Below are 19,540 nucleotides of genomic sequence, written 5' to 3' on the forward strand. Positions count from 1 at the left end.
CGTTGAGGCGGACCTTTCGCCTCAAATCCGCCCGGCGCCCGGCGTCTGCTCGCGGCAAGAAAAATCGGGGAGTGCGTCTCATGCGTCCAGTCACCCTTGCGCGGGCCGCCGCGTCCCTTCTGGCCATCGCGGTGGTCGCCGGATGCGCCTCAGGGCCGTCCGAGGAGGAACAGCGCGCCGAGGCCCAGGCGCAGCTGGCCGCCATCCAGGCCCAGGTGCTGGCGGCGCGCCCGCCGATTTCGCTGAACAGCAACGTCATCCAGGAGGCTGCGGTCTACCTGGCCTACACGCGCGACATGGCGACCCTGAGAGGCGGGTTCGAGAGCCCGGAGGCCATTCAGGCGGCGCTGCGGCGCGGCGCGGCCTATGACGCGCGGCAGGTGTCGCGGGGCCTGATCGCCTATGCGGCCGTGCTCGCCACCCAGTCGCCGGAGTTCGTCACGGGGGTGCAGAGCTTCGCGCGGGATCGGGCGACGCGGAACGCCATGGTCGACCGGATCGTGGCCAATCCGGCCTCGGCCTCGACTCTGCCTGGCGCGGACGCCGCCGCCAGCCTGATCATCGCCACCCTGGACGAGGACATCCGGCGGCTGCGCGAGGCGGCGGACTCGGTCGAGAACGACGCCTACGCCATCCAGGCCGACGGCCGAACCAGCTGGGCGCGTGTCCATGTGGCGGATCGTGAGAGCCGGCTGGCCAATGTGCAGTCGCTGAGCCGGCCGAACCTGGCCCCGGCGGCTGAGGCGTCGCGGCTGAGCGCGGCCGTGCAGTCGGGGTCGGGCCTGGGCGTCGCATCGGCTGAGAGGCTGCGGTCGCCGCCTTATCCGCAGTCGGTCGAGAACGCCCTGGCGCTGGCGGCGCTGGCCCTGCTGGACGGGGCGGGCGAGAACGCGCGGGCCAACACCGACGCCCTGATGTTCGAGCGCCAGAGCCTGGATTGCTTTGAAAGCTCCAAGCTGAATCTGTTCCAGTGTCTGGCGGCGTCGCGGCCCCATTACGAAGACATGTTCTGCCTCGGTCGGCACGTGGTGCGCGACCTGGGTCAGTGCGCGCGCGGCACGGCCTTGCCCGCCGGCGTCATCACCGTGGGGGCCCCGACCCAGAGCCGGGTCGCTGCGCAAGAGCGGCCGCCGGTCGAGCAGATCGCGCCGCGACCGGCTCCGATCACGCCCGCGCCGTTCACGACCAGCCCGGCCCCGGCCCAGACGCCTTCACAAACCCAGGCTCCCACGCTGACCACGACCCAGCGGCTGAACTCGGGAATCGCGGCGCCGGAGAATTGAACTCGCCCGCCGGGATTAACCGTCGGAAAACCATGAGCGCCGCCTTATAAGTCTCCGCAATCACCCGGCCGCTCGCGGTCGAGGGCTGTTCTTCGTGGGGAAGCGTTCCATGCGTCTGGGCCAATCGCGCGGCTTGATCGTCGCCGCTGCCATAGCTGCCGTGCTGGCGGCCTGTTCCACACCCGAGCCGGTCGTGGTGGTCGAGGCCCCGCCGCCGCCACCGCCGCCGCCCGTGACGCTGAATCAGGGCGTGGCCGACGCGGCCTCGATCTACGTGGCCTTCATCCGGGACGTTTCGACCATCCCCGCCGGTGGTTTTCAGGACGCGGAATCGATCCAGGCGGCGATGCGTCGTGGGGCCGCCTATGACCCGGCTACCCTGTCGCGCGGCATGATCGCCTATGGGTCGATCCTGGCTCTGCAGTCGCCCGAGTTCGTCCAGGGCGTGCGCAGCTATGCCGTAGACCCCTCCGTCCGTGCCGAGCTGGTGGCCAATATCTCGCGCGATCCCGCCTATGCCGCGACTCTGCCAGGGGCCGACGCGGCCGCCGGGCTGATCGTGGCGACCCTGAGCCAGGACATCACCGCCCTGACCGCCATCGCCGAGGGGGTGGAGGGCGACGCCTACACCATCCAGGAGCGCCGCGATCCGCGTCGTCGCTGGGCGATCCAGCCGATCGCGAGCCGCGAAACGCGTCTGGACTCGATCAAGACCATCTCGGCAGGCCAGATGCTGCCGTCCGCCGAGGACTCGGCCCGTCTGTTCGCCGCCGCCAACAGTGGTTCGGGCCTGTCGCTGACCGGCACGGCCGCGTCGGGGCCCTACACGCCCGCCGTGGTCCACTCGCTGGCCATCGCTGCGCTGGCAGCCTTGGGGGCGGGCGGCGACGAGGCCCGGACCTCGACCGAGGCCCTGTCGATAGAGGCGAACGCCCAGTTCTGCCTGGATATGTCCAAGCTGAACCTGTTCCAGTGCCTGGCGGCCTCGCGGCCCAGCTACGAGGACATGTTCTGCATCGGACGCCACATCGTGCGCGACCTGGCCACCTGCACCACCGAAGCCATCACACCGCGCACCCTGGCACCTTCGCCCGACACGATGATCGCGGAAGTGACCCCGGTCGCAGTCGAGGCGACAACGGCGGCCCTGGAAGCCACCGAGCCCGGTCCGAACCGATAGCATCGGAGCGGTTGCGCCTGCGGGCGCTTGCGTGTAATAGCCCGCGCTCTTGAATTCGAGGGTTCTTTCGACCCCGCCTGTGCGCGCCCCGACGGCGCAGGCGCATTTGTCATTGAGGCGAGCCAGATGGCCGAGATCATTCTGAACGTGGACGTCCGCGAAGGCGTCGGCACCGGCGGCGCGCGCGCTGTCCGTCGCGCGGGCGCCGTCCCGGGCATCCTGTACGGCGGCGGCAAGGCCCCGGTCGCCATCTCGGTCGCCGAGAAGGAGTTCAAGAAGAACCTCTACACCGGCAAGCTGCTGGGCCACCTGGTGACCCTGAAGTACGGCAACGAGACCCAGCCGGTCATCGCCAAGGACGTGCAGTTCGACCCGGTGTCGGACCGCCCCCTGCACTTCGACCTGATGCGTGTTGAGGAAGACCAGACCATCAAGATCGAGGTCCCGGTCCACTTCATCAACGAAGACCAGTGCAAAGCCTTCCGTCAGGGCGGCTCGCTGGAGATCGTCCGTCACACGGTGGAGATCAAGGTTCCGGCCAACCACATCCCGGAAGACCTGATCGTCGATCTGGCCAACCACAAGCTGGGCGACACCATCCGCTGGTCGGACGTCAAGGTGCCGTCGGACGTGGAAGCCACCATCACCGACCGTGACTTCGTGATCGCCTCGATCAAGTCGTCCTCGGCCGCCAAGGCCGCCGACGAGATCGAAGAAGCCATCGCCGAGGAACAGGCCGCCGCGGCCGAGGAAGCCGCTGCCGAGGTCCCGGCTTCGGAGCAGAAGTCCGAGGACTGATCCTCGCCTTCCCGTCGTTCTGAACGCGGCCCCTCCGGCGACGGACGGGGCCGCTTTCGTTTCTGGACACCGCCATGCTGATCCTCGCCGGCCTGGGCAATCCGGGCGCCAAGTACGAGAAGAGCCGCCACAACATCGGCTTCATGGCCGTGGACGAGATCGCGCGCCGCTGGCGGTTCGGACCGCCGAGGGCGAAGTTCCAGTCGGTGATCGCCGAGGGCGAGGTCGAGGGGACCAAGATCCTGCTGATGAAGCCCCAGACCTTCATGAACAACTCCGGCCATGCCGTCGGAGAGGCGGCGCGGTTCTACAAGGTCACGCCGGATCGGGTCATCGTCTTCCATGACGAGATCGACCTGGCGCCCGGCCGGTTCCGGATGAAGACGGGTGGCGGGGCCGCCGGTCAGAACGGCGTGCGCAGCCTGATCAGCCAGCTGGGTCCGGACTTTCGCCGGGCGCGGATGGGCGTGGGGCATCCGGGGCGGCCGGAGCTGGTGCACGCCCATGTGCTGAGCGACTTTCACAAGACCGAGCAGCCGTGGCTGGAGGCCCTGTTGAACGCCTGCGCCGACGCCCTGCCCTTCGCCGTGCGCGGCGAAGATGAACGGTATCAGGCCGAGGTGCTGCGGCTGGCGCCCGCGCCGAAGTTCAGCCCCCGTCAGGCAGCACAAGGGCAGGCGGGCGAATAGCCGCGGTACAGCGTCTGGCTGAATACCGTCGGCGGCGTTAAGGCGTCGCCGAAGCCGCTGTCCTTAGGAAGACCCATGCATCGCCTGGCCCTGCTCGCCCTGGTCGCCGCCGCGCTGGCCGCCTGCTCGCCCTCCTCCGAGAAGGCGCCATCTGGAGAGGCCGCGGCCTCCGCCGTCACGGTGACCGACGTCCTGTGCCGCCCGACGCCGAACGGGCGACAGGTGACGGGCTGCTACATGACCCTGACCGCGCCCACGGACGACACTTTGGTGTCGATCGAGAGCCCGATCGCGGCCCTGGCGCAAGTGCATGAGACCCGCATGGAATCCAACATGATGATGATGCGCGAGCTGGAGGCCGGCCTGCCGCTGCCGGCGGGCGAGGCCGTGCAGCTCAAGCCCGGCGGCAATCACCTGATGCTCCATGGCGTGCGCGAGCCTCTGCGCGCGGGCCAGACCGTGCCCCTGACGCTGACCTTCGCCAGCGCCGCGCCGGTCGAGGTGACGGCCAGGGTGGGCCAGCCCCCGGCGGCGGGCGAGGACCACAGCGGGCACTAGGGCGCACTCGGATCGGTGAGCCTGACAAACGGGATCGAACCCGCTAAAGGCTCGCCCTTCCCTGAAAGCGCCCGAGACCCATGGCCCTGAAAGTCGCGATCGTCGGCCTGCCCAACGTCGGCAAGTCCACCCTGTTCAACGCCCTGACCAAGACGGCGGCGGCCCAGGCCGCCAACTATCCGTTCTGCACCATCGAGCCGAACACCGGCGACGTCGCCGTGCCCGAGCCGCGCCTGAAGGTGCTGGCCGAGATCGCCGGGTCCAAGGAGATCATCCCGTCGCGGATCACCTTCGTCGACATCGCCGGGCTGGTGCGCGGCGCATCCAAGGGCGAGGGGCTGGGCAACCAGTTCCTGGCCAACATCCGCGACTGCGACGCCGTGGCCTTCGTCGCCCGCTGCTTCGTCGACGACGACATCACCCACGTCGAAAACCGGATCGACCCGATCAGCGACCTGGAGATCATCGAGACCGAGCTGATGCTGGCCGACCTCGAGAGCCTGGAGCGTCGCCGGGTGCAGATGGAGAAGCGCGCCAAGGGCGGCGACAAGGAGAGCCAGCTGAGCCTGAAGCTGGTCGACCTGGCCCTGTCCAAGCTGAACGCCGGCAAACCCGCGCGCACGGCCCTGCCCGAGGTGTCCAAGGAAGACCGAAAGGCCTGGGACATGCTGCAGCTGCTGACGGCGCTGCCCGCGCTTTATGTCGCCAACGTCGACGAGGCCTCGGCCGACAAGGGCAATGAACTGTCCGACCGGGTGGCTGAGCGGGCGAAGGCCGATGGGGCGAACACCGTCGTCATCTCGGCCAAGATCGACGCCGAACTGGCCGTGCTGGACGAGGCCGAGCAGATGGAGTTCCTGGAGAGCATGGGGCTGGCCGAACCCGGTCTGAACCGTCTGATCCGCGAGGCCTATGCCCTGCTGGGCCTTCAGTCCTACTTTACGGCGGGGCCGAAGGAGGCGCGGGCCTGGACCATCCCGATCGGGGCGACGGCGCCCCAGGCGGCGGGCGTGATCCATTCCGACTTCGAGAAGGGATTCATCCGCGCCGAGACCATCGCCTTCGACGACTACGTCGCCTATCGCGGCGAGGCCAAGGCGCGCGAGGCCGGCAAGCTGCGCGCCGAGGGCAAGAGCTATGTCGTCAAGGACGGCGACGTCATGAATTTCCTGTTCAGCTGAGGCCTCTGAGCATGAGTTATGCGCCTTTCGCCCTGACGACATTCCGGAACATGTTGGGGACGCTCGACCATCTGGTCGGCAGGGCTCAGGACGCCGGGCTGACGGACGAGATTCTGGCGTCGAAGCTGGCCGAGGACATGTTTCCGCTGGAGCTGCAGTTCCGCATCGCGATCAATCAGGTGCTGCTGGCGCTGAATCAGGTCGGCGGGCAGACGGCACCGCTGGAGAAGACGACCTACGCATCGCTGGCGGAGGTGCGGGAGCGCATCGCCGCGGTGCGCGCGCGGGTCGACGAGGCCAATGCGGACGACTGGGCGGCCGTGGACGGAACGGTCGACCTGACCCTGCCAAACGGTGTCCGCTTCGTGATGACGGCGGAGGAGGACATCCGGGACTGGATCCTGCCGAACTTCTACTTCCATGTGAGCATGGCGTACGCCCTGCTGCGCCACACGGGGGTGGAGATCGGCAAGCTGGACTTCATTCCGCACATGGCCCGGTACCAGCGGGAGCTGGCCGCGTAGAACCGCCGACCGCTAGGGCACCGCGTCTGCCAGCGTGGTGCACTTCCTCAGCATAACCGGGCCGCCACCGCGATCCAGGTAGGTCAGGCGCAGGACGTCGTCCGAGACCGAAAGCTTCACGCGCTCCTGGCTGCTCGTTCCTTCGGCGACGCAGGCGAGCGTGGCGACATAGCCGTCGGCCGCCTGATCGACCGCGCCGATGGCGCAGCTGTTCTCATAGCCTTCAAACCGAGTGGGGGTGATCTCGATCGGACGCTCTGGGCCTTGGGTGTTCAGGCACCAGGACACATCGGCGGTCCAGCGGCCGACAAAGCTGACGGGACCGCGACCGGGAACCATCGAGACAGTCCCCTTGTCGGCGGGCAAGGCCGGGTCCGGGGCCGTCACCGGAGCGGCCGGCTCGGTCGGCGAATTGACCGGGGCGGCGTCACCGCAGGCGACCAGGGCCAGGGCGGAGAGGACGACAGCGGGAAAAGCCTGGGTCTGCGATCTCATGAGGCACGAACGCGATGCCGCCTCGCTTGGTTCATAATTGCGATTGAATTGCAGAAGCGTTCTCATTATCAGTTCGGTCGTCCTCAAGCGGAGCCCTTGTCATGCGTCCCCTCCTCGCCCTGTCCGTGTCCTCGATGGCGCTGGCCCTGGCCTTGCCAGCGCTGGCCGAGCCGGACGCGAATGATCCGGGCGTGGCGACCCAGCTGCCGCCCGTCACGGTCGTGGCGACCCGCAGCGAGACCCGCGTCGACGAGGCGCCCGCCACGGTCACCGTCTTCACCGCCGATCAGATCGAGCGGCTGCTGTTCACCGACATCAAGGACCTGGTCCGCTACGAGCCCGGCGTCAGCGTCGTCAGCCAACCGGCGCGGTTCGGCGCGGCGCTGGGGAGCACCGGACGGGCGGGCAACGAGGGCTTCACCATCCGGGGTCTGGGCGGAGATCGCGTGCTGATCGTCGTGGACGGCGTGCGCAGTCCCGACGGCTTCGTCTTCGGCGCCCAGAGCGTCGGGCGCGGCGGATACTCCGATCTGGACCTGATGCGGTCTGTCGAGATCCTGCGTGGTCCGGCCTCGGCCCTATATGGCTCCGACGGGGTCGCGGGCGCGGTCAGCTTCACCACAAAGGACCCGGCCGACCTGCTGACCAGCGGACGCGACATCGCCGCCCGAGGCCGCGTGGCCTACAACTCCGCCGACGCAAGCTGGACCGAGGGGCTGGCGCTCGCGGGCCGGGCCGGGGCGTGGTCGGCGCTGCTGGCCTATACCCGCCGCGATGCGCAGGAGACCGAGACCGGCGGCGACAACGACATCGTCGGGCCACTGCGGACCACCGCCAATCCGCAGGACATCCAGTCCAATGCCATCCTTGGGAAGATCGTCTGGGACGTCGCGCCCGGCCACGCGCTGCGCCTGACCTGGGATCACTATGACAGCGAGGTCTTCGCCGATGTGCTGAGCGGGCGCACGGCGACGGTTCTGAACCTGACGGCGAACGACGAGACGACACGCGATCGGGTCAGCCTGGACTGGCGCGGGACCGATGTCTTCGGCCTCGACCGCGCGCACGTCGCGGCCTACTGGCAGGAGGCCGAGACGCGGCAGTTCACCTTCGAGGACCGGACGCCCGCCGTCGACCGGACGCGGGACAACACCTTCGACAACCGGGTCTATGGCGTCGCAGCGGACGGGCGCACAACGGCGAACCTGGGCGGCGTCGCCCACCGCCTGACCTTCGGCGGCGACTGGTCCGAGACGCGCCAGCAGGGCATTCGCGACGGCACGGTTCCGCCGTTCGGAGAGACCTTCCCCACCAGCCCCTTTCCGATCACCGACTACACCCTGGCTGGCGTCTTCGTTCAGGACGAGATCAGCCTGCTGGACGACCGGCTGAGGATCATCCCGGCCCTGCGCTATGACGCCTATGAGCTGTCGACCGACGCCGACCCGCTGTACGTCGGCGCGCGCGCGGACCAGTCCGACAGCCGCGTGTCGCCCAAGCTGGGCGTGGTCTGGCAGGCGACACCGAGGTTTCAGCTGTTCGCCAACTGGGCCGAGGGCTTCAAGGCGCCGACGCCGAGCCAGGTGAACAACGGCTTTTCCAACGCGCCAGCGGGCTACGTCTCCATCCCCAACCCGGACCTCGAGCCCGAGACGAGCCGCAGCGTCGAGGCGGGCCTGCGTTTGCGAGACATCGACTTCGCGGGCGGGGCGATGGCGTTCCAGCTGGTGGCCTTCCGGTCGGACTATGAGAACTTCATCAGCCAGCAGGTGGTGTCGGGCGCCTTCACGCCGCAGAAACCGGCGGTGTTCCAGTTCGTCAACTTCACCGATGTGGAGGTGAAGGGGCTGGAGAGCCGGGCGCGTATCGACTGGGACAGCGGCTGGCGACTGAACCTGTCCGGCGCCTGGGCCGACGGCGAGCAGACGACGGCGGGGGCGACCACCGCGCTGCCGAGCATCGACCCGATCAAGCTGGTTGGCGGTCTGGGCTGGGACGATCCGCAAGGCCGGTTCGGGGCCGAGGTGATCCTCACCTGGTCCGACGCCAAGAAGGCGCGCGACACCGATGGTCTGGCCTGTTTCAACGCTGTGCCGGTCAACGGCTGCTACGTCGGCGACAGCTTCCGGCTGGTCGATGTGACCGGATACTGGAACGTCACCGAGCAGGTCACGGCCCGGATCGGCGTCTTCAACCTGTTCGACGAGACCTACAGCTGGTGGAGCGACGTGCGCGGGGTGGCCAACACCTCGGCAGTGGTCGACGCCTACACCCAGCCGGGCCGCAATGTCGGCCTGTCGCTCTCCTTGCGTCTGTGACGCGCCCCATCCCCATCCCAACGAGAGAGGTTCCCATGCGCACCCTTGTGATCGCCGCCGTCCTGATGACCGCGGGCGCCCTGCCCGCCTATGCCGCCGTGACCGAGCCCGTCGCCGCCCAGGCCGAGGCCGCCGCCTTCGAGCGCGACCGTCAGGCCATCCTGGGCCAGGTCGGCAACTATCGCGTTCGCTTCGACATGCGCGAGACCGTCTCGTTTCTACCCGGGTATTCACCGCTGGAGCCCAAGACCTCGGGCGGGTTCGAGAACGTGCGGGTGCTGGAGGACACGGGCGACCGGATCGTTCTCCAGCACACTCTGGTCATGACCCACGAGGGCCAGACCGTTATCGTCAAGCACTGGCGCCAGGACTGGACCTATGAGCCGGAGACCGTACTGACTTATGCCGGACCCGATCGATGGGTGCTGAGCCCGGTGTCCACCGAGGACCGGGCGGGGGCCTGGTCGCAGACCGTGTGGCAGACCGACGACAGCCCCCGCTACGGCGGCGTCGGGCGGTGGAGCCACGACAACGGCCTGGTGCAGTGGACCAGCAATGATACGGCCCGGCCGCTGGCGCGCCGCGATGCGATCCGCGAGCGGCCCTATGACCGCTATGTCGGGGTCAACCGCCACGCCCTGATGCCGGGCGGCTGGGTGCACATCCAGGACAATCTGAAGCTGGCGGCGGCCGAGGGCGACGACGCGGGCGTGACGACCGTGGTGCACGAGGACGTGGTCAACACCTATCGTGTCTCGACCGACTACGACCCTGCGCCGGGCGACGCCTATTGGGCCGAGACGGCCGACTACTGGGCGGCGGTGCGGGCGGCTTGGGACGAGGCCATCGCGCGCCACGGCGGCATCGGCCTGGAGGAAGAGCCGCAGGCCGGAGCCATCACCGGGCCGGCCCTGATGAACCTGGCCGATCAGATCCGGGACGGCGCCGTTACGACGCAGGCGGCGATCGAACAGGCGCGGACCCTGATCGCGGGGTCGACGACCACGCCCTGATCAGTTCCTCCCCGCCATGCGGGGAAAGGGGTCCGCCGACGGCGGTGGTGTGGGCGACCGCGCACACCGTGTCCGGAGCTGGCCCCCTTCACCGCTTCGCGGTCAACCTCCCCTGTTTCGCTGCGATTCACGGGGGAGGATCAGTGATTATTGCCGCGCGCTGGCCGTGCGTTCGCGGACCACGCCGAACTCCGAGGTCGACTTCCAGCCGGGCCAGTCCTCGCCGTTGGCCAGGTCCTGGCCCAGGCGATACAGCAGGGTCAGGTTCTCGACCGCCGAGCGGAAGTCGAGCTCCTCGGACCATTCGTCGGACGGGCGGTGATAGTCGGCCCCGAATTTGGCGCGCCATGCGGCCTCGCCGGCCTCACGGCCACCCTCGTCCCAGTCCCAACCATGCCAGGTCATGAGCGCCGGCACGCCCGCGCGGGCGAAGGGAAAGTGGTCGGAGCGGTAGTAGAAGCCCTGTTCCGGCATACCGTCGTCGCCGACGTAGCGGCCCTCGGGCTCCGCCAGCGCCTGAAGCCGGTCCTCCAGATCGTTCTGGCCCTTGCCGAAGATGGCTATGTCGCGGGTCGGGGGCGACAGAGGCAGCATGTCGATGTTGATGTCGGCCACCGTCGTGGCCAGCGGATAGACCGGGTCGGCGGTGTAGGCGTAGGCGCCGAGCAGCCCCATCTCCTCGGCCGCCATGTGGGCGAAGACCACCGAGCGTTCCGGTCGCGGGGCGGCGGCGAATTGGCGCGCCATCTCGACGATAGCGACGGTGCCCGAAGCATTGTCCCAGGCGCCGTTGTAGATGTTGTCCTCGGTCGTCGAGACGGGGCTGACGTGGTCGGCGCCGACGCCGACGTGGTCCCAGTGGGCGGAATAGATGATGACCTCGTCCGGGCGCTCGGTGCCCTCGATGCGGGCCAGCAGGTTGTGGGTCGTGAAGGTCGAGATCGTCTCCTCGGCCGCAACCGACAGGGTCACGCCCTCCAGCGCCTTGGCCCGGAAGGCGCCGGTGGCGAAGTCGGCCATGTCGGCCGGGGTCAGGCCGGCGGCAGCCGCCCACATCTGGGCCGTGTCGTGGTTGATCGCACCGGAGAACTCGAGGTCCGCAGCGCCCGGCGTCAGGGTGCGCTCGCGGCTGTTGAACTGGCCGGCGCGCAGCCAGTTGGCGTCGGTCGCAGGGGTCATGACCAGGGTGATGATGCCCACCGCGCCCCGGCGGAAGGCCTCGTCGGCCTTGTAGGCGCCGGACTGGTAGTTGGTGGCGTAGGCGCCGTTGAACCGGTCTGTCACTTCCGGCGCGGTGGGCTCGCCCGACATGACGATGACGACCTTGCCGCGGACGTCGATGTCGCCATAGTCGTCCCAGTCCCGCTCGGGCGCATGGATGCCGTGGCCGGCGAAGACCAGGCCCGCGTTCTGGATGGCGGCGCGGCCGTCATTGGTGGCGGAGCGCAGGATGATATCGGTACCGACCGTCAGGGGACGGGCGACACCGTCCGGGCCGGTCCAACTGGCCGAGGCCGAGCCCGCGACCGGGGTGTAGCGCTTCAGCTCAACGACCTGGAGCCACTGGCCATTAGGGCCGCCGGGCTGCACACCCATCGCCTCGTACTGGGCCTGGAGCCAGGCCAAGGTCAGGCGCTCGCCCTCCGTGCCTGGATAGCGGCCCTGGAACTCATCCGTCGAGATCTGGCGGATCCCGTCCGAAAGCCGTTCGGCCGAGAAATCCTGCGCCTGGGTCAGGCCCGCGCCTAGCACCATCGCCAGGGCGGCCACGCCGCCGATCAGTCCACGCATCGTCAAGGGTCGTCCTCCGTTGTTGGCGGGACCCTAAGCGCGGATTAGAGGTCACGCGCATTACGGTTTCGTCATGTGGCGGGCCAATGGGGGATCGAGCAGGACGGACGCCTTGACCCTGGCGGTCGGGCGTCGTGATCTCCTGCCCATGTTCATTCGCGCCACCGCCCTCGCCGCCCTCCTGCTCGCCACGCCTGTTCTGGCTCAGACGCCGCCAGCGGAATCCGCGGCCCAGACCCTGCAGAGCGGCCGGCCCCTGGCCCCAGAGCAGGCGGCCGTGACGCTGGATGTCGCCGACCTCGCCATCAAGGTGCTCCCCGAGACGCGGTCGATCGAGGCGATCGCGACCCTGACCTTCACCGCCACCGCCCCGGTAGAACGGCTGGTCGTCGACCTGGATGAGCGGTTCACCGTCGCCGATGTCCATATCGACGGCGTCGCCCTGTCGGCCGACGGCGACTGGGGTCAGGACGACGGCCGCCTGTGGGCGCAGCTCGCCACGACCCTTTCTCCCGGTGCCTCCACCTCCCTGCGTATCGCCTATTCCGGCCAGCCGCGCGTCGCGCCGCGCGCGCCTTGGAATGGAGGCTTCGTCTGGTCGACCGCCCCGTCGGGCGAACCCTGGATCGCCACGGCGGTGCAGGGCGAGGGCTGCGACCTTTTCTGGCCGTGCATCGACTCCAGCCTGTCAGAACCGGGCCGGGTGGACCTGCACATCACCGTGCCGTCGAACCTGTCGGCACCGTCCAACGGCCGCTTCCTGGGCACGGTCGATCATGGCGACGGCTGGACCACCTGGAACTGGTCGGCCCGCAACATCAATCCTTACGCCGTCGCCCTCACCGTCGGCCCGTATGAGAAGGTCGAGGCGACCTACCAGAGCCGGTTCGGCAACAGCTTCCCGATGGAATACTGGCACCTGAAGTCCGACGACCCCGCCAAGGTCGCCGCCCTGTTCCCCCAGTTCGCCCCCATGCTGGACTTCTTCGAGGCGACCGTCGGCCCCTACCCCTTCGCCGACGAGAAGATGGGTGTGGTCGAGACACCGCACCTGGGCATGGAACACCAGACCATCAACGCCTACGGCAACGGCTATCGCATCGACCTGCGCGGCTACGACTGGCTGTTGCAGCACGAACTGGCCCACGAGTGGTTCGGCAACCAGATGACCCACGCCAACATCGATGACTTCTGGCTGCACGAGGGCCTCGGCACCTACATGCAGCCGCTGTATGCGCGCTGGCTGCACGGCGACCGCTACATGCAGATCGAACTGGGCGAGCTGCACGCCAGTCTGGCGAATATCTTTCCCATCGTGAGGGACGAGGCGCTCGTGGGGAACGGGTATCTCGGGGGCCAGGGGCCCGGCAACGACATCTACTTCAAGGGCGCGCTCGTCGCCCATACTCTGCGAATGCTGATCGGCGACGAGGCGTTCTTCCGCTCGCTGAGGGTCCTGATCTATGGCCACCCGGACCCGCGGCCCGGCAGCTTCACCACCATGCGCCGTTCGACGCGCGACTTCGTCAGAATAGTCGAGGCCGAGACAGGCCAGGAGCTGAGCTGGTTCTTCGAGGCCTATCTGCTCAACGGCGATCTGCCGGTTCTGAACCAGAGCCGCGAGGGCGACCGGTTGACACTGTCATGGCGCGTATCCGGCTATAGCGCCGGCGTGCCCTTCCGCATGCCGGTCGAGGTCGAGATCGACGGCGTCGTCACGACCGTCCCGATGACCGACGGCCGGGGCGAGATCAGCGTCCCTGCAAACGCCTCGGTCCTGATCGATCCGGATAACAAGGTGCTGCGTCGGCTTGATCTGATCGAGACCTATCGCGCCTCCCGAGCCCGCCCGAACTGAGCGATCAGGCCGCCCGCGCGCTCTCGTCCTCGGCGACGGCCGTGATCGACTGGCGCACCAGTTCGCAGGTGCCCTGCGTCGACAGGAAGGCGATGTCGGCGGCGTCGCGCCCGCAGGCGATGCGCACCAGCCCTTCGATCGGCGCCAGCCCCGTCGGATCGACCAGCCACCAGCCGTTCGACAGCCAGACCTCGAAGATGGCATGGAAGTCTGGCGGCGTCAGCTGATGGGCATAGGCGCTGACGGCCCGGGCCGGAATGCCCGACGCCCGGCACAGCGTGATACCCAGATGGGTGAAATCCCGGCAGACCCCAGCGCGGTCGATGAAGGTCCGCGCGGCCGTGGTCTCGCTGTCGGAGACACCGCGCTCGTAGTCGATGTTGGCCAGGATCCAATCCAGGATCGCCAGCACCCGCTCGCCGCCCTCGGTTCCGCCGAACTGGCGTTCCACAAAGCGCCCGAATTGGTCCGAGGGGCAGTACCGACTGGGCCACAGATAGGGCAGCACATCAGCCGGCAGGTCGTTCCAGTCCTGCTGGGTCGCCACCGGAGGTAGGCCCATCAGACGCCCATTGTCGACCAGCGCCTCATAGAGCACCGCGACCTCGCCCCCGAGCCGCGCCCGCAGCGTGCGCGCGCCGAAGTCGGGGTCGACGTCCTCGTGGAAGTCCTGGACCGGGGTCGCAGTCAGCCGTTCCTCCAGGATCACCTGCCCCGGCCAGCGCGCCGCGTGAATCTTGTAGATCGCGTCGGTCGGCGGATCGAAGCGGTAGACAAGCTCGGCGCGGACGCGGATCTTCATGGACGGCCTGAAAAACGAGGATCGATGCGGCAACGCGACCGCTCGGGCCGTTGTTCCTGAAGCGGTCCTTTAGCAGGTCCGCGAGCACCGGAAAGGGGCAAGCCCTTTTCGAGAGTCCGCGTCAGCACCGGCAGCTACGCTCATCGGATCAGCGACTAGAATCCGAACGTGGTGCCGATCCAGAACTGGCGGCCATAGAAGGACACGTCCCGATAGATGTCGTTTCCGGTGTAGTTGATCTTTTCCTGATTGGTCACGTTTCGAATTTCTCCGATCAGCTCGACGCGATCATTGATCGTGTAGCGCGCCTGGAAATCCAGAGTGCTGCTCGCCGCGTCGTAGCGGTCGGTCGCACCGGTCAGGTCGGTGGCACTAACGTTGGTGAACGCTTCGCCGACATAGGCGTAGGCGGCGCGGGCGCGAAACCGACCCTGCTCGTAGAAGATGGCCAGATTGGCCAGAACATCGGCCTGGCCCTGAAGCACATCCACCGTCCCGCGCGCACCGCCGGTATCGAAGCTGCCGTCGATGAAAGACGCGTTGGCGGACACCCCGAAGTTCGACAACCAACCCGGCAGGGGCAGGTTGTTGATGACGGCGTTGAGCTCAAGGCCCTGGACTTCGGCCACGGTGGCGTTGACCGGCTGGGTCACGTCCTCGGCGTTGGGACCGCCAGCGACGGTCAGACGGGTCACGATCTCGTTCTCGATCTCCTTGCGGAAGACGCCGACCGAGAACACGCCGGCATTGCCTGGCATGTAGTACTCCAGGGACGCCTCGTAGCTGTCGCCTTCGCGGGCGAGCAGGTCGGGGTTGCCGCTGTTGATCGCCCCGGTGGTCTGGTTGACGGTTTCGCCGGAGGCGAGCTGGCTGGGGTTCGGGCGCCCCACAGCGCGCGATGCCCCCGCGCGCAGCCGCAGCGAGTCCGTGATGTCATAGAGCACTGTGATCGACGGCAGGAAGTGGTCGTACTGGCCCTCACGGGTGACCCGCGACTGGACCGTGCCTTGCGTGCGGTTCCGCTCGACCGAGGTTTCGGTGTCCTCATAGCGTCCGCCGAGGATCAGCGTGTGGCGCGAACCCGCATGGCGCACGAGACCATAGACAGCCGTGACGTCCTCTTCAAAAAGCCAGTCGGCCTGCCGGTTTTCGTTGCGACCGCCCGTGAAGCTGGCGCGATTGGCGTTGAAGAAGCCGTTGAAGGCATCGAAGTCGATGAAGATCTGATTGAAGTTGCCGAACGGCGGCCGGTAGTCCGTCGGGATTGCGAACTGGCTGAGCGACAAAGGCGCGCCGGTGAAGACCCAGTTCCAGGTGGTGGAGTCGTTGTCGCGGACGATCTCGCGGAACTTGGCGCCGAGACCAAACCCCAGACCCATGTCCACGCGATCCGTGTTGCGGCCATAGTCGAAGGCGACTTCACGGACGTACTCGTCGCTGTCGTCTTCATAGGGTGTGAAGGCGTTGTTGAGCAGCGTATAACTGGCCGGGTTCGAAAGCCGGGGGTCAAGGTTGGTCGCGACCGGCACCCGACCCTGCAGGCTCACGTCGAACGTCGCCGCCGGGCCCGTCAGATTGAACTGCAGCTGGTTGGACGGTTCGAGGAATTGCGCTTCCGAATAGGAAGCCCGGAATGCCAGGGTCTGATCCTCGTCGGGGGTCCAATCAACGAAGAACTGCGCCACCGTCGTCGGCTTCTCGAGCGGGAAGTCATTGAAGCGGACGAAGCTGGCGTTGCCGCCGGTCCCGTTGCGAAGGCGCTGCGAATGGCGCAGCTCAATGTCATTCTGGACGTAGTGAACGAACGAAACGCCCGTCCGCAGGCCGACCATAGGCTCCCACTCCAGCTTCAGGATACCGCCCAGCCGTTCGATCGTGTTCGGATAGGTGGACCACAGAAGATCCGTCTGAGATCCGGCCGCCGCGGGCGTCCCCACCGGTGTCGGGGTCGCGGAAATGGTGGGCTGGACCTGCTGCGGCAGCAGCCTCTCCTGGTCGCGGTTTCGCTGAAGATAGTTGAGGCCGAACAGGACGCCAAACTCGCCATCGCTGCCGAAGCGTTGCGACATGGTCGCGTCAAAGCGCCAGTTCGGCGCATCGTCATAGTCTCGGCCGAAACCTTCGCCGGGAACGACGGTGTCGGAGGAGAGGCCGACCGAGGCCGTGCCGGCGAGATAGAAACCCGGCGCATCGAATGGAGAGCGTGTGATGAGGTTGAGCGTGCCGCCAATCGCATTGCCGTCGACATCGGGCGTGCGGGACTTCGTGACCACGACCTGACGGATCGCGCCGGAAGGGATCGCCTCCAGGTTCAGCTGTCGGTTGGAGCGCTCCGAGGTTGCCAGAGTCGCCCCATCGAACGCGCCCAGGGTGTAGCTGGGGTTCAGGCCACGGATCGAGACGAACTTGCCTTCATCCTCATCGAACACAGTCTGAACTCCCGGCAGGCGCCGGATCGCGTCGGAGATGTTGTAGTCCGGCTGGCTGCCGATGTCGTCGGCGGCGAGATAGTCTGCGATCCGCTCATCCTGGCGACGCGCCTGGATCGCCTGTTCGTTCTGGGCCCGGTAGCCGAGAACGATGATCTCTTCGACCTCGGTGGCGTCCTGGCCAGCGGCACTCGACTGGGCGAAGGCCTGCCCGGCAAGAGACGACAGGGCGATCGAACTGCTCATCATCAGGAGCAAGGTGCGCAGCGAAGTCTTCATAACCGTATCCCCCTGCGGACCCGCTTTGTTCAGCGAAGACGTCCGCTCCCGGGTGACCACCTCGCAGCGCTTCAAAACAAGAGCGCATCTATTTCGAGAACCTTAGATGGGCAGTTAAAGAATTTTTTGTGAATGAGCAAATTTGTTACACGGATGCGTAAAGGTGGTGATTCAAGCGATCCAACGTCTGTCCATGACGGACCTCCGATTGCTATTTATATTTGAAGTTTGGTTTGAATACTGAGATTACCATGAACCTGCCAATCAACGGTCTCGGAAGACTCGGCTTGGCGTCCGCACTTTTCGCGATCGCCGCCTGCAGCACAGTCCCGACCCCCGGACCGGTTCTGGCACCCTGGGTTCCTCTGTTTGAGGGCGTGTCGCATCAGACCCTGCCCGTGCAGGGGTCGGTCCCGATGTCGATCCAGGTGCTGCGGATTGACCTGACGGCTCCCGGGGTGTCGCTGGTCGTGACACCAGGGGATGCCAGCGACGGGCACGAGTACAGGGCTCTGAGGACGTCCGAGGTGCTGCTGGCCCAGGACTGGCAGGCAGCCGTCAACGGGGGCTATTTCCTGCCGTTCTCGGGTGGCTCCCCGGGGGGAGATGACTACATCCCCCAACCCGGTCAGGGGACGGACGTATCGGGAGCCGCGATCCATGACGGCCGGGTTGTGTCCCCTGTCGAACCGGACCTCGACCGGCGCGTCAATGCCATCCTCTGCATCTGGCGCGAGGCAGAGGTGGTGATCGTCGATGGCCAGGACTGCGGCCCGGGCGTGCGTGAGGCGATGGCCGCCGGTCCGCGCCTGCTCAGGGACGGCCAGCGTCTGTCCTATGAGGCTTTCGACGCCGCCTATGGCGCAGCCCGCCACCCCCGGACCGCCGTCGGGCTCGACACCAGGCGCCGGGTCGCATGGCTCGTGACCGTGGATGGACGCCAGCCGGGTTTCAGCGAAGGCGCGAGCCTTGATGAGTTGACCGACATTCTTGTTTCCCTGGGGGCCCGCGACGCGATCAACCTCGATGGCGGCGGCTCGACGACGATGGTGGTTCAGTCCGCCAACGGTCCTCAGGTTCTCAACCGGCCGATCCATACCGCTGTGCCCGGCCGCGAGCGCCCTTCCGCCAATCACCTGGGCGTCCGCGCCCCGGCACCCGGCTCAAGCCAGCCCTGACCCGGGCTGCCCAGCGGGTCGAAGTCGGGGGGATTGCTGCGCACGCGTTCGCGGTCGAACGGAGAAGACCTGTCGCGACTCCGTCTCGAAAATGCATTGCGCTTGATGAGCCCACGTCACGCCCGGAGTCTAGGCGGAATGACGGGCCCGTGGTCACAGCGGAAGTTCGTGGGGGCAACGTTCTCCCTCGTTCCTTAAGACCCTTTCTCAATGGCACTGGACTGGAGATGCCGATGCTCAGACCCATCTTCGCCGTGACGTTTCTGGTCACGTCCCTGTTCGGCTGCGACTTTGCCAAGGCCCAGGACCGTCCCGCGACCGCCGAGCCGGCCGAGGCCCGTCCCATTCCTCCGCTCGCCTCCTATCCCCGGCGCGAGGAGCGGCCGCTGCCCCAGCCGCCCTATCCGCCCACCTTCGCCGCGGTGGAGCTGCGCCGCTATCTGGACATCCGCGAGGCCGGCCAAGGCGCGGCGGCGGCAGGGGATGACTTCTACGCCGTGGTCAACACCCGACTGGGCCGCTACGCCAAGTCCGACGGTCGCAAGCTGGCCGAATGGGCGGGCGATCCGACCCTGTTCGTCCATCTGAACGCCTGTCTGGTGTTTGAGGCGCGGCTGATGTGCGCCCACTCCAACTATCCGCATGTGCCGATGGTCTCCTCGGTCGAGGTGTTCGACCCCGAGACCTTGGCGCACCTCGGCACCATCAGCCTGGGTGAACAGATCGGGTCGCTGACCTGGATCGACTGGAAGGACGGGGCCTGGTGGGCGGCGTTCGCCAACTATGACGGGCGGGGCGGACAGGAGGGGCGTGATCACCGCTACACCACTCTGGTCCGCTTCGACGACCAGTGGCGCAGAACCGAGAGCTGGACCTTCCCGCCCTCGGTGCTCGCCCGGTTCGCCCCGACCTCGTCGTCCGGCGGCGGCTGGGGCGACGATGGCCTGCTGTATGTCTCGGGCCACGATGCGCCCGAGCTCTATGTCCTGGCCCTGCCTGAAGGCGGGTCGGTGCTGCGCCACGTCGCGACGGTCAACGTGCCGTTCGAGGGCCAAGGCTGGGCCTGGGATCGCACCGCCGACCGCGAGATCTGGGGCATCAGCCGTCCGACCCGCTCGGTCGTCCAGGTCCACATCCCGCCTCTGCCGCTGCCCTGATCGGCCG

General features: G+C 67.5%; 16 protein-coding genes. 12 read left to right on the forward strand and 4 right to left on the reverse strand.

Features of this window, described 5'->3' with window-relative positions; all coding sequences use genetic code 11:
* Window positions 1–80: 80 nt before the first annotated feature.
* From Q333_RS16565 to Q333_RS0110445, 7 genes are all read left to right on the forward strand, one after another.
* Window positions 81–1,283: a hypothetical protein gene (locus Q333_RS16565; RefSeq protein ID WP_051651251.1), complete on the forward strand. Its 1,203-nt coding sequence runs from the start codon at window positions 81–83 to the stop codon at window positions 1,281–1,283.
* Window positions 1,284–1,392: 109 nt separating this feature from the next.
* A complete protein-coding gene (locus Q333_RS0110420; protein WP_035294187.1) occupies window positions 1,393–2,463 on the forward strand; it encodes a hypothetical protein in 1,071 nt (356 codons plus the stop codon).
* 126 nt (window positions 2,464–2,589) lie between these two features.
* On the forward strand, window positions 2,590–3,261 hold the full coding sequence (locus tag Q333_RS0110425; protein WP_035294189.1) for a 50S ribosomal protein L25/general stress protein Ctc: 672 nt from the start codon (window positions 2,590–2,592) through the stop codon (window positions 3,259–3,261).
* A 74-nt stretch (window positions 3,262–3,335) separates the two neighbouring features.
* Window positions 3,336–3,950 (forward strand): aminoacyl-tRNA hydrolase, encoded by a 615-nt coding sequence (pth, locus tag Q333_RS0110430; protein WP_029416806.1) that lies wholly within the window; start codon window positions 3,336–3,338, stop codon window positions 3,948–3,950.
* A gap of 75 nt (window positions 3,951–4,025) precedes the next feature.
* A complete protein-coding gene (locus Q333_RS0110435) occupies window positions 4,026–4,508 on the forward strand; it encodes a copper chaperone PCu(A)C (protein WP_029416807.1) in 483 nt (160 codons plus the stop codon).
* Window positions 4,509–4,588: 80 nt separating this feature from the next.
* A complete protein-coding gene (gene ychF, locus Q333_RS0110440) occupies window positions 4,589–5,689 on the forward strand; it encodes a redox-regulated ATPase YchF (RefSeq protein WP_029416808.1) in 1,101 nt (366 codons plus the stop codon).
* A gap of 11 nt (window positions 5,690–5,700) precedes the next feature.
* Window positions 5,701–6,213 (forward strand): DUF1993 domain-containing protein, encoded by a 513-nt coding sequence (locus Q333_RS0110445; RefSeq protein WP_029416809.1) that lies wholly within the window; start codon window positions 5,701–5,703, stop codon window positions 6,211–6,213.
* Window positions 6,214–6,225: 12 nt separating this feature from the next.
* Here Q333_RS0110445 and Q333_RS0110450 read toward each other — a convergent pair whose 3' ends face one another.
* The gene (locus Q333_RS0110450) at window positions 6,226–6,708 is read right to left on the reverse strand and encodes a hypothetical protein (RefSeq protein ID WP_029416810.1); all 483 of its coding nucleotides are present in this window, start codon (window positions 6,706–6,708) and stop codon (window positions 6,226–6,228) included.
* Window positions 6,709–6,809: 101 nt separating this feature from the next.
* Here Q333_RS0110450 and Q333_RS0110455 point away from each other — a divergent pair, with 101 nt between their 5' ends.
* Together Q333_RS0110455 and Q333_RS0110460 are read left to right on the forward strand one after the other, a co-directional pair.
* Window positions 6,810–9,026, forward strand: coding sequence for a TonB-dependent hemoglobin/transferrin/lactoferrin family receptor (locus Q333_RS0110455; protein ID WP_029416811.1), 2,217 nt, complete (start codon window positions 6,810–6,812; stop codon window positions 9,024–9,026).
* A gap of 35 nt (window positions 9,027–9,061) precedes the next feature.
* Entirely contained in the window at window positions 9,062–10,039 is a 978-nt protein-coding gene (locus Q333_RS0110460; protein ID WP_029416812.1) for a DUF6607 family protein, read from the forward strand.
* A 147-nt stretch (window positions 10,040–10,186) separates the two neighbouring features.
* Here the strand turns inward: Q333_RS0110460 and Q333_RS0110465 are convergent, their stop codons facing one another.
* The gene (locus Q333_RS0110465; RefSeq protein ID WP_029416813.1) at window positions 10,187–11,830 is read right to left on the reverse strand and encodes a M28 family peptidase; all 1,644 of its coding nucleotides are present in this window, start codon (window positions 11,828–11,830) and stop codon (window positions 10,187–10,189) included.
* Window positions 11,831–11,942: 112 nt separating this feature from the next.
* Between Q333_RS0110465 and Q333_RS0110470 the strand changes: the two genes are divergently transcribed.
* Complete coding sequence (locus Q333_RS0110470; protein ID WP_245591534.1) at window positions 11,943–13,688, forward strand: M1 family metallopeptidase; 1,746 nt, start codon at window positions 11,943–11,945, stop codon at window positions 13,686–13,688.
* 4 nt (window positions 13,689–13,692) lie between these two features.
* On the opposite strand, the gene Q333_RS0110475 is transcribed toward Q333_RS0110470, so the two are convergent.
* Complete coding sequence (locus Q333_RS0110475; RefSeq protein WP_029416816.1) at window positions 13,693–14,490, reverse strand: transglutaminase-like domain-containing protein; 798 nt, start codon at window positions 14,488–14,490, stop codon at window positions 13,693–13,695.
* A 155-nt stretch (window positions 14,491–14,645) separates the two neighbouring features.
* Window positions 14,646–17,198: a TonB-dependent receptor gene (locus Q333_RS0110480; protein WP_029416818.1), complete on the reverse strand. Its 2,553-nt coding sequence runs from the start codon at window positions 17,196–17,198 to the stop codon at window positions 14,646–14,648.
* A 287-nt stretch (window positions 17,199–17,485) separates the two neighbouring features.
* Between Q333_RS0110480 and Q333_RS0110485 the strand changes: the two genes are divergently transcribed.
* Window positions 17,486–18,376 (forward strand): phosphodiester glycosidase family protein, encoded by an 891-nt coding sequence (locus Q333_RS0110485; protein WP_162175586.1) that lies wholly within the window; start codon window positions 17,486–17,488, stop codon window positions 18,374–18,376.
* A gap of 233 nt (window positions 18,377–18,609) precedes the next feature.
* Window positions 18,610–19,533, forward strand: a complete 924-nt coding sequence (locus Q333_RS0110490) for a hypothetical protein (protein ID WP_051651253.1) — start codon at window positions 18,610–18,612, stop codon at window positions 19,531–19,533.
* Window positions 19,534–19,540 lie beyond the last annotated feature (7 nt).

It is taken from the genome of Brevundimonas bacteroides DSM 4726, assembly GCF_000701445.1.
In the GTDB taxonomy this organism is placed as follows: Bacteria; Pseudomonadota; Alphaproteobacteria; order Caulobacterales; family Caulobacteraceae; genus Brevundimonas; species Brevundimonas bacteroides.

Excerpts from the sequence above, each read along its gene's own strand:
- Q333_RS16565 (WP_051651251.1), top strand. The coding sequence starts at position 81 with ATGCGTCCAGTCACCCTTGCGCGGGCCGCCGCGTCCCTTCTGGCCATC.
- Q333_RS0110420 (WP_035294187.1), top strand. The coding sequence starts at position 1,393 with ATGCGTCTGGGCCAATCGCGCGGCTTGATCGTCGCCGCTGCCATAGCT.
- Q333_RS0110425 (WP_035294189.1), top strand. The coding sequence starts at position 2,590 with ATGGCCGAGATCATTCTGAACGTGGACGTCCGCGAAGGCGTCGGCACC.
- pth (WP_029416806.1), top strand. The coding sequence starts at position 3,336 with ATGCTGATCCTCGCCGGCCTGGGCAATCCGGGCGCCAAGTACGAGAAG.
- Q333_RS0110435 (WP_029416807.1), top strand. The coding sequence starts at position 4,026 with ATGCATCGCCTGGCCCTGCTCGCCCTGGTCGCCGCCGCGCTGGCCGCC.
- ychF (WP_029416808.1), top strand. The coding sequence starts at position 4,589 with ATGGCCCTGAAAGTCGCGATCGTCGGCCTGCCCAACGTCGGCAAGTCC.
- Q333_RS0110445 (WP_029416809.1), top strand. The coding sequence starts at position 5,701 with ATGAGTTATGCGCCTTTCGCCCTGACGACATTCCGGAACATGTTGGGG.
- Q333_RS0110450 (WP_029416810.1), bottom strand. The coding sequence starts at position 6,708 with ATGAGATCGCAGACCCAGGCTTTTCCCGCTGTCGTCCTCTCCGCCCTG.
- Q333_RS0110455 (WP_029416811.1), top strand. The coding sequence starts at position 6,810 with ATGCGTCCCCTCCTCGCCCTGTCCGTGTCCTCGATGGCGCTGGCCCTG.
- Q333_RS0110460 (WP_029416812.1), top strand. The coding sequence starts at position 9,062 with ATGCGCACCCTTGTGATCGCCGCCGTCCTGATGACCGCGGGCGCCCTG.
- Q333_RS0110465 (WP_029416813.1), bottom strand. The coding sequence starts at position 11,830 with ATGCGTGGACTGATCGGCGGCGTGGCCGCCCTGGCGATGGTGCTAGGC.
- Q333_RS0110475 (WP_029416816.1), bottom strand. The coding sequence starts at position 14,490 with ATGAAGATCCGCGTCCGCGCCGAGCTTGTCTACCGCTTCGATCCGCCG.
- Q333_RS0110480 (WP_029416818.1), bottom strand. The coding sequence starts at position 17,198 with ATGAAGACTTCGCTGCGCACCTTGCTCCTGATGATGAGCAGTTCGATC.
- Q333_RS0110490 (WP_051651253.1), top strand. The coding sequence starts at position 18,610 with ATGCTCAGACCCATCTTCGCCGTGACGTTTCTGGTCACGTCCCTGTTC.